Origin of the sequence: Streptomyces sp. NPDC059080 (assembly GCF_042739975.1) — a bacterium.
In the GTDB taxonomy this organism is placed as follows: domain Bacteria; phylum Actinomycetota; class Actinomycetes; order Streptomycetales; family Streptomycetaceae; genus Streptomyces; species Streptomyces benahoarensis.
Genome location: NZ_JBHYGX010000013.1, coordinates 54,322 through 61,018 on the forward strand (window position 1 = coordinate 54,322; position 6,697 = coordinate 61,018).

Annotated in this window: 12 protein-coding genes; all 12 read right to left on the reverse strand. The window is 65.5% G+C overall.

Features of this window, described 5'->3' with window-relative positions:
- Positions 1 to 54: 54 nt before the first annotated feature.
- The 12 genes from ACFWWQ_RS13525 to rplN all read right to left on the reverse strand — a co-directional run bounded on the left by ACFWWQ_RS13525 (position 55) and on the right by rplN (position 6,572).
- Positions 55 to 708: an adenylate kinase gene (locus ACFWWQ_RS13525; RefSeq protein WP_384594968.1), complete on the reverse strand. Its 654-nt coding sequence runs from the start codon at positions 706 to 708 to the stop codon at positions 55 to 57.
- The gene (secY, locus tag ACFWWQ_RS13530) at positions 708 to 2,021 is read right to left on the reverse strand and encodes a preprotein translocase subunit SecY (RefSeq protein ID WP_384594971.1); all 1,314 of its coding nucleotides are present in this window, start codon (positions 2,019 to 2,021) and stop codon (positions 708 to 710) included. The genes ACFWWQ_RS13525 and secY overlap by 1 nt, the downstream gene beginning before the upstream one ends.
- Before the next feature lie 228 nt (positions 2,022 to 2,249).
- Positions 2,250 to 2,705 carry a 50S ribosomal protein L15 gene (gene rplO / locus ACFWWQ_RS13535; RefSeq protein WP_030283439.1) on the reverse strand — a complete coding sequence of 152 codons (456 nt, stop codon included), beginning with the start codon at positions 2,703 to 2,705 and terminating at the stop codon, positions 2,250 to 2,252.
- A gap of 1 nt (position 2,706) precedes the next feature.
- Entirely contained in the window at positions 2,707 to 2,889 is a 183-nt protein-coding gene (gene rpmD, locus ACFWWQ_RS13540; RefSeq protein ID WP_006604889.1) for a 50S ribosomal protein L30, read from the reverse strand.
- Positions 2,889 to 3,491: a 30S ribosomal protein S5 gene (rpsE, locus tag ACFWWQ_RS13545; protein ID WP_006604888.1), complete on the reverse strand. Its 603-nt coding sequence runs from the start codon at positions 3,489 to 3,491 to the stop codon at positions 2,889 to 2,891. The genes rpmD and rpsE overlap by 1 nt, the downstream gene beginning before the upstream one ends.
- A gap of 46 nt (positions 3,492 to 3,537) precedes the next feature.
- On the reverse strand, positions 3,538 to 3,921 hold the full coding sequence (rplR, locus tag ACFWWQ_RS13550) for a 50S ribosomal protein L18 (RefSeq protein ID WP_030283441.1): 384 nt from the start codon (positions 3,919 to 3,921) through the stop codon (positions 3,538 to 3,540).
- Between the two features lie 3 nt (positions 3,922 to 3,924).
- Entirely contained in the window at positions 3,925 to 4,464 is a 540-nt protein-coding gene (gene rplF / locus ACFWWQ_RS13555) for a 50S ribosomal protein L6 (protein ID WP_384594977.1), read from the reverse strand.
- 22 nt (positions 4,465 to 4,486) lie between these two features.
- Positions 4,487 to 4,885, reverse strand: a complete 399-nt coding sequence (gene rpsH, locus ACFWWQ_RS13560) for a 30S ribosomal protein S8 (protein WP_004571835.1) — start codon at positions 4,883 to 4,885, stop codon at positions 4,487 to 4,489.
- A 240-nt stretch (positions 4,886 to 5,125) separates the two neighbouring features.
- A complete protein-coding gene (locus ACFWWQ_RS13565) occupies positions 5,126 to 5,311 on the reverse strand; it encodes a type Z 30S ribosomal protein S14 (protein WP_004571834.1) in 186 nt (61 codons plus the stop codon).
- Between the two features lie 5 nt (positions 5,312 to 5,316).
- Positions 5,317 to 5,877, reverse strand: a complete 561-nt coding sequence (rplE, locus tag ACFWWQ_RS13570; RefSeq protein ID WP_143940040.1) for a 50S ribosomal protein L5 — start codon at positions 5,875 to 5,877, stop codon at positions 5,317 to 5,319.
- Positions 5,877 to 6,200 (reverse strand): 50S ribosomal protein L24, encoded by a 324-nt coding sequence (gene rplX / locus ACFWWQ_RS13575; protein WP_384594981.1) that lies wholly within the window; start codon positions 6,198 to 6,200, stop codon positions 5,877 to 5,879. Before rplX ends, rplE begins: the two co-directional genes overlap by 1 nt.
- A gap of 3 nt (positions 6,201 to 6,203) precedes the next feature.
- Entirely contained in the window at positions 6,204 to 6,572 is a 369-nt protein-coding gene (gene rplN / locus ACFWWQ_RS13580) for a 50S ribosomal protein L14 (protein ID WP_003974257.1), read from the reverse strand.
- Between the last annotated feature and the right edge of the window lie 125 nt (positions 6,573 to 6,697).

A 6,697-nucleotide genomic window follows, 5' to 3' on the forward strand; every position in this document is an offset into this window, starting at 1 on the left:
CCCCCGGGCGCCCCCCCCCCCCCCCCCGCGGCCGTATCGAAGCGTACGCGGAGGTTACTCGCCGCGTCCGAGGGCGGACATGGCCCGCCGGGTGACCTCTTCGACCTTGCCGAGGGCAGGAATCGTCACGACGAGTTCCTGCTCCTTGTAGTAGTCGATGATCGGCTCGGTCTCCGAGTGGTAGACCTCCAGGCGCTTGCGCACCGTGTCCTCGTGGTCGTCGTCGCGCTGGTAGAGCTCGCCGCCGCAGACGTCGCAGACGCCCTCGGTCTTCGGCTTGCTGTACTCGGCGTGGAAGACGTGCGCGGAGTTCTTCCGGCAGATCCGGCGGCCGGCGATCCGCTTGACGACCTCGTCCTCAGGGACCTCCAGGTCGAGCACCGCGTCCAGCGTGATGCCCTTGCCCTTGAGGTACGCGTCGAGCGCCTCGGCCTGCTTGAGGTTGCGCGGGAATCCGTCGAGCAGGAAGCCGCCGGCGGCGTCGGCCTGCTCCAGACGGTCCTCGGCCATGCCGATCGTGACCTCGTCGGGGACCAGGTTCCCGGCGTCCATGTAGGACTTCGCCTGCACGCCGAGGGGCGTGCCCTGGCTGATGTTGGCGCGGAACAGGTCGCCCGTGGAGATGTGCGGGATCTCAAGGTTCCGGGCGAGGTACGCGGCCTGCGTACCCTTACCGGCTCCCGGGGGTCCGACGAGGACGATTCGCATCAGCGGAGGAACCCTTCGTAGTTGCGCTGCTGAAGCTGGCTCTCGATCTGCTTCACGGTCTCCAGACCCACACCCACGATGATCAGGATGCTCGTCCCGCCGAACGGGAAGTTCTGGTTCGCATTGAACAGCACCAACGCCACTGTTGGTACGAGTGCGATCAGCCCCAGGTACAGCGAGCCCGGCCACGTGATCCGGTTGAGCACGTAGCTGAGGTACTCGGCCGTCGGGCGACCAGCCCGGATGCCCGGGATGAAGCCACCATACTTCTTCATGTTGTCGGCAACTTCTTCGGGGTTGAAGGAGATCGCCACGTAGAAGAAGGCGAAAAACACGATCAACAAGAAGTACGTAACGATGTAAACGGGGTGGTTTCCCTTGGTGAAGTTGGTGGAGATCCACCGGGCCCACTCCGCGTCCGAGCCGCTGAACTGTGCGATCAGGGCCGGAATGTAGAGCAACGACGACGCGAAGATGACAGGAATCACACCCGCCTGATTCACCTTGAGCGGGATGTACGTGGACGTACCGCCATAAGAACGGCGGCCGATCATGCGCTTCGCGTACTGCACCGGAATGCGGCGCTGCGCCTGCTCGACGAAGACCACCAGGGCGACCATCGCCAGGCCGACGGCGATCACCGCGAAGAACTCGACCCAGCCGTCGGCGAGCTTGCCGGTCTGCTTGATCTGCCACAGCGCGCCGGGGAAACCGGCGGCGATCGAGATGAACATCAGGATCGACATGCCGTTGCCGATACCGCGGTCGGTGACCAGCTCACCGAGCCACATGACCACCGCTGTACCAGCGGTCATCGTGATGACCATGGTGATGGTGGTGAAGATCGAATCGCTGGGCACGATCTCGCTGGCTACCGGGCAGCTCTGGAAGAGCGCGCCGCTGCGGGCCGTGGCCACCAGGCCGGTGCCCTGCAGGATCGCCAGCGCGATGGTCAGATAGCGGGTGTACTGGGTGATCTTCGCCTGACCGGTCTGGCCCTCCTTCTTGAGGGCCTCCAGCCGAGGAATCACGACGGTCAGCAGCTGGAGGATGATGCTCGCCGTGATGTACGGCATGATCCCCAGCGCGAAGATCGTGATCTGCAGCAGCGCACCACCGCTGAACATGTTCACCAGGGCGAACAATCCGCTGTTGGAGCCGGCCTGCTTCATGCAGGTCTCGACGTTCGCGTAGTTCACCCCGGGGATCGGGACATGCGCACCGATCCGGTAGAGCACCACGATGCCCAACGTGAACAGCAGCTTTTTGCGCAGGTCGGGCGTCTTGAACGCTCGGGCGAACGCGGTGAGCACGGTGCCTCCTGCGCCCCCCGCCGGACGGGCGAGAGGTGACGGTCTTGAGGATCGACGAATAAAAGCGGCCTAAAACGCCGCACGGTCGGGCCGCGCGGCGGGGGTCTGGTGCTTCCCCCGTAAAAAGTTGCACCGGCAGGCCACCTTACCGGCGACCGTACCCCCGTGGAACGACCAACCGGGGATGCCCCAAACGATGGGCATCCCCGGTCAGTTGAACCAACGAACTCAGAGGAGTTCGGTGACGGTGCCGCCGGCAGCGGCAATCTTCTCCTTGGCGGAGCCGGAGACGGAGTCCACCGTCACCTGCAGCGCCACGGAGATCTCGCCCTGGCCCAGGACCTTGACGAGCTCGTTCTTGCGCACCGCGCCCTTGGCGACCAGATCGGCCACCGTGACCTCGCCACCCTGCGGGTAGAGCGCGGCCAGCTTCTCCAGGTTCACGACCTGGAACTGCTTGTGGGCGGGGTTCTTGAAGCCCTTCAGCTTCGGGAGGCGCATGTGGAGGGGCATCTGCCCACCCTCGAAGCGCTCCGGAACCTGGTAACGGGCCTTGGTGCCCTTGGTACCACGACCAGCGGTCTTACCCTTGGACGCCTCACCACGACCCACACGGGTCTTGGCGGTCTTGGCGCCCGGGGCAGGACGGAGGTTGTGGACCTTCAGCGGGTTCTGCTCCGCCATGTCAGTCGACCTCCTCAACCGTCACGAGGTGGCGGACGGTGTGCACCATGCCGCGGAACTCGGGACGGTCCTCCTTGACAACCACGTCGTTGAGCCGCTTGAGGCCCAGCGAACGAAGGGTGTCGCGGTGGTTCTGCTTGCTACCGATGTAGGACTTCGTCTGCGTGATCTTGAGGTGCGCCATTACGCGGTCACCCCGGCACGCGCACGCAGCAGGGCTGCGGGAGCAACGTCCTCCAGCGGCAGGCCACGACGGGCCGCGATCTCCTCGGGGCGCTGAAGGCCCTGAAGCGCGGTCACCGTGGCGTGCACGATGTTGATCGGGTTCGACGAGCCGAGCGACTTGCTCAGGACGTCGTGGATGCCCGCGCACTCCAGGACGGCGCGCACCGGGCCACCGGCGATCACACCGGTACCGGGGGAAGCCGGCTTGAGCAGGACGACGCCCGCAGCCTTCTCGCCCTGGATGGGGTGCGGGATGGTGCCCTGGATACGGGGGACCTTGAAGAAGTTCTTCTTGGCCTCTTCCACGCCCTTGGCGATGGCAGCCGGAACTTCCTTGGCCTTGCCGTAACCGACACCTACGGTGCCGTCACCGTCGCCCACCACGACCAGCGCAGTGAAGCTGAAACGACGACCACCCTTGACAACCTTGGCGACACGGTTGATCGCGACAACGCGCTCAACGTATGCGGTCTTCTCGGCGGCAGCGCCACCGTCGCGACCCTTCCGGTCCCGCCGCTCGCCGCCACCGGCACCGCTGCCGCGGCGCTGGGGTCCAGCCATTGGATTTACCTCTCTCTGTTACGTCCGCTAGCTCCGGAACCGGGGCTTAGAACTTCAGCCCGGCTTCGCGGGCGGCGTCCGCCAGAGCGGCAATGCGCCCGGCGTACTGGTTGCCACCGCGGTCGAACACGACGGCCTCGACGCCGGCGGCCTTGGCGCGCTCGGCGACCAGGGAACCGACCTGCTTGGCCTGGTCGCCCTTGCTGCCTTCGCCACCACGGATCGACGCGTCCAGGTGCGACGCCGACGCGAGCGTGTGGCCCGCGATGTCGTCGATGACCTGGGCGGTGATGCCTCGGTTGGAACGCGTCACGACCAGACGCGGACGCTCCGGCGTACCCGAAATCCGCTTACGGATGCGGATGTGGCGCCGCTTGAGGGCGGCACCCTTGCGGGCGTTGCCCTTCGCGATCTTCACACCGTATGCCATGGCTTACTTACCAGCCTTTCCGACCTTGCGGCGGATGACCTCGCCGGCGTACTTGACGCCCTTGGCCTTGTACGGGTCAGGCTTGCGCAGCTTGCGGATGTTCGCCGCAACCTCGCCGACCTTCTGCTTGTCGATGCCCTCGACGCTGAGCTTCGTCGGGGACTCGACCTTGAAGGAGATACCTTCGGGCGCCTCGACGAGGATCGGGTGGCTGTAGCCCAGGGCGAACTCCAGGTTGGAGCCCTTGGCCTGGACGCGGTAGCCGACACCGCTGATTTCGAGTGCCTTGGTGTAGCCCGCGGTCACGCCGGTGATCATGTTCGCCACCAGCGTGCGGGACAGGCCGTGAAGGGCCTTGTTCTGACGCTCGTCGTTCGGGCGGATGACGTTGATGACGCCGTCCTCACCCTTGGCGACCTCGATGGGCGCGGCGACGGTGTGCGAAAGGGAGCCCTTGGGACCCTTCACGCTGACCGTGCGGCCATCGATGGTGACGTCCACACCAGCGGGAACCTGGATGGGCAGCTTGCCAATACGCGACATTAGCTCTTCCTCCGTTCCCTGATTACCAGACGTAGGCGAGGACTTCCCCACCCACGCCCTTCTTGCTGGCCTGCTGGCCGGTCAGGAGACCGTGGGACGTGGAGATGATCGCCACGCCCAGGCCGCCGAGGACCTTCGGCAGGTTGGTGGACTTTGCGTAGACCCGCAGGCCCGGCTTCGAGATGCGCTTGATGCCGGCGATCGAGCGCTCGCGGTTCGGGCCGAACTTCAGCTCGAGGATGAGGTTCTTGCCGACCTCGGCGTCCTCAACCTTCCAGCCGGTGATGTAGCCCTCCTGCTGGAGGATCTCCGCGATGTGAGACTTGATCTTGCTGTGCGGCATCACGACAGTGTCGTGGTACGCCGAGTTCGCGTTCCGCAGACGGGTCAGCATGTCTGCGATGGGATCAGTCATGGTCATGAATTGGCCTTCGGCCTCTCTCGCCGGGGTTTCCTATATGTGCCATCCCTCTCCCCGATCAGAGTCGGGACGGGTGCGGCACGGGGACCTACGGCGTAGTAAGCGACGTTATGCGGGCGAGGTGCCCGCGGTCGGTCTCGGGCGGCGGGGCGCCCAACCCTTCTACCCTACGGGACGAAGGGCGGGGCGCCTGCCGACCGGATGCTTACCGAGAGCTTCCGGGTCATCCCAACTAGGGGATTACCAGGAGCTCTTGGTCACGCCCGGCAGCTCGCCACGGTGAGCCATCTCACGAAGGCACACGCGGCAGAGGCCGAACTTGCGGTAAACGGAGTGCGGGCGGCCGCAGCGCTGGCAGCGGGTGTACGCGCGCACAGCGAACTTGGGCTTGCGAGCAGCCTTCGCGATCAGAGCCTTCTTCGCCATCTCGCTCACGCCTCCTTGAACGGGAAGCCGAGGTGACGCAGAAGGGCACGGCCCTCGTCGTCGTTGGTCGCCGTGGTGACCACGGTGATGTCCATACCCCGGGTACGGTCGATCTTGTCCTGGTCGATCTCGTGGAACATGACCTGCTCCGTGAGACCGAAGGTGTAGTTGCCCCGGCCGTCGAACTGCTTCGGCGACAGCCCGCGGAAGTCGCGGATGCGCGGCAGCGCGAGCGACAGCAGGCGGTCCAGGAACTCCCACATGCGGTCACCGCGGAGGGTGACGTGGGCACCGATCGGCTGACCCTCACGCAGCTTGAACTGCGCGATGGACTTCCGGGCCTTGGTGACAGCCGGCTTCTGGCCGGTGATCGTGGTGAGGTCCTTGATGGCACCGTCGATCAGCTTGGAGTCGCGGGCGGCGTCGCCCACACCCATGTTGACCACGATCTTGGTCAGACCGGGGATCTGCATGACGTTCTCGTACGAGAACTCGTCCTTCAGCTTCCCGGCGATCTCTTCGCGGTAGCGCTGCTTGAGACGCGGCGCGTTGGTGGTGGCAGTCATCAGATGTCCTCACCGGTCCGCTTGGCAACGCGGATCTTGTTGCCGTCATCGTCGAACCGGAACCCGACGCGGGTGACAACCTTGTTGCCGTCCTTCTCCACAACCAGCTGAACGTTGCTGACGTGGATCGGGGCCTCGGTCGTGACGATGCCGCCGGTCTGCGAACCGCGGGCGGTCTGGCCGGCCTTGGTGTGCTTCTTGACCCGGTTGACACCCTCGACCAGGACACGGTCCTCGCGGGGGAAGGCCGCGATGACCTTGCCCTGCTTGCCCTTGTCCTTACCGGTGATGACCTGGACCAGGTCGCCCTTCTTGATCTTCATCGGTTACAGCACCTCCGGCGCGAGCGAGATGATCTTCATGAACTTCTTCTCGCGCAGCTCACGGCCCACGGGGCCGAAGATACGGGTGCCGCGGGGGTCGCCATCGTTCTTGAGGATGACGGCCGCGTTCTCATCGAAGCGGATGTACGAGCCGTCCGGACGGCGGCGCTCCTTGACGGTGCGAACGATGACGGCCTTGACGACGTCACCCTTCTTCACGTTGCCACCGGGGATCGCGTCCTTCACGGTGGCGACGATGACGTCACCGATGCCCGCGTAGCGGCGACCCGAGCCACCGAGAACACGGATGGTGAGAATTTCCTTCGCACCCGTGTTGTCGGCGACCCGAAGTCGCGACTCCTGCTGGATCACGTCTATCTCCTGATCGTCTGCCGGTTCCCGGCGGGGGGCGCCCCGGGGTGGGGGGGCCCCGGCGACCGGGGGGGTTATCGCGTGGGGGGGCCCCCACGCGGGGTTGTGGTGGGTGTCGCGCGAGG

Bases quoted from the DNA above. Each gene is read 5' to 3' on its own strand.
- ACFWWQ_RS13525 (WP_384594968.1), bottom strand. From the start codon at position 708: ATGCGAATCGTCCTCGTCGGACCCCCGGGAGCCGGTAAGGGTACGCAG.
- rplO (WP_030283439.1), bottom strand. From the start codon at position 2,705: ATGGCGGAGCAGAACCCGCTGAAGGTCCACAACCTCCGTCCTGCCCCG.
- rpmD (WP_006604889.1), bottom strand. From the start codon at position 2,889: ATGGCGCACCTCAAGATCACGCAGACGAAGTCCTACATCGGTAGCAAG.
- rpsE (WP_006604888.1), bottom strand. From the start codon at position 3,491: ATGGCTGGACCCCAGCGCCGCGGCAGCGGTGCCGGTGGCGGCGAGCGG.
- rplR (WP_030283441.1), bottom strand. From the start codon at position 3,921: ATGGCATACGGTGTGAAGATCGCGAAGGGCAACGCCCGCAAGGGTGCC.
- rplF (WP_384594977.1), bottom strand. From the start codon at position 4,464: ATGTCGCGTATTGGCAAGCTGCCCATCCAGGTTCCCGCTGGTGTGGAC.
- rpsH (WP_004571835.1), bottom strand. From the start codon at position 4,885: ATGACCATGACTGATCCCATCGCAGACATGCTGACCCGTCTGCGGAAC.
- ACFWWQ_RS13565 (WP_004571834.1), bottom strand. From the start codon at position 5,311: ATGGCGAAGAAGGCTCTGATCGCGAAGGCTGCTCGCAAGCCCAAGTTC.
- rplE (WP_143940040.1), bottom strand. From the start codon at position 5,877: ATGACTGCCACCACCAACGCGCCGCGTCTCAAGCAGCGCTACCGCGAA.
- rplX (WP_384594981.1), bottom strand. From the start codon at position 6,200: ATGAAGATCAAGAAGGGCGACCTGGTCCAGGTCATCACCGGTAAGGAC.